Below are 1,220 nucleotides of genomic sequence, written 5' to 3' on the forward strand. Positions count from 1 at the left end.
AGACGTTATAAACGCTGATAATAAAATTGGTAGAGATAAGTTCTATCGCTTTCTTAGACTAAATAACCTTTTGATTCCTAAAACTAAAAATTACATCACAACCACAAACTCTAACCACATGTACAAAAAATATAAAAACCTGGTCAAAGACCAAGTTCCTTCTCGACCAGAACAACTATGGGTAAGCGATATAACCTACATTAAAACCGAAAAAGGACACAACTACCTAGCATTAGTCACAGACGCCTATTCTAAGCAAATTATGGGATATAAACTAGATAACCATATGAGAACATCACTTTGCTCAGATGCACTCGCTATGGCCATTAAAAACAGAAAATACCCTAATCAAAAACTTATTCACCATTCAGATAGAGGTTTCCAATACTGCAACCCCAAATACACGAAGTTTGCTGAAGATAATGGAATGACAATGAGTATGACTGAACAATACGATCCTTACGAAAATGCAGTAGCTGAACGAATTAATAGAACGTTGAAATACGAATACGGACTAAAACAAAACATTAAAAACACTGTATTAGCACAAAAAATCACACAACAAGCTGTCTATATTTATAACAATTTGAGAACCCATTTTAGCCTGAATCTAAGAAAACCTGCTGAAGTACATTTAAATCCTAATATCAAATACAAGTCGTATCGAAAAAATAAAGTAAATTTACATGAACTAACGATTTAAGAACCGAGAATTTTAACTAAAAAAGAGTCAACCTATATCAGTATAATACAAACTTACCCAAACAGATAATAAACTGAGTATAAATGTATTTAGAAAAAGAAAAAATAAAGAACATTGATAATTATGATATAGTAAATGATTTTTTATTTGTCGAAAATTCTAAAGTAAAAAACCATCAAAACTCTACTATATTAGACTTGAAAAAAATAGATTATTGGGGAGTTTCCTTTTATGAAAAAGTTTTTAATGTATTTACGAATAGAAGTCATAATTCATTTTATAATTATAAAGGAGAGTTATTAAAAGAAATTTCAAAATTTAACTTTTATAAGTTTGAAGATTTAAACAATTATGTTGGTTATGATAGAGAGCTAAAAAAAACAGTTTTTATAGTAAATGGAATAAAGGAAAATGAATTAGAAATTAAACTCGGTATTAATTGTTTTTATAAAAACTATATATTTCTAACAATTGGGAATGAAGTAAGTATAATAAATTGTTTTAAAAATAAACAACT

General features: G+C 27.8%; 2 protein-coding genes. Both read left to right on the top strand.

Going from position 1 to position 1,220, the window contains the following annotated elements; all coding sequences use genetic code 11:
- The coding region (locus tag ABJF52_RS03745; RefSeq protein WP_348146499.1) for an IS3 family transposase at nucleotides 1-703 on the top strand (703 nt) is incomplete at its 5' end.
- A gap of 83 nt (nucleotides 704-786) precedes the next feature.
- Nucleotides 787-1,220, top strand: a 434-nt coding sequence (locus ABJF52_RS03750) for a hypothetical protein (protein ID WP_348146501.1), incomplete at its 3' end; no start/stop codon positions are given.

The organism is Aurantibacter sp., from assembly GCF_039941195.1.
GTDB lineage: Bacteria > Bacteroidota > Bacteroidia > Flavobacteriales > Flavobacteriaceae > Aurantibacter_A.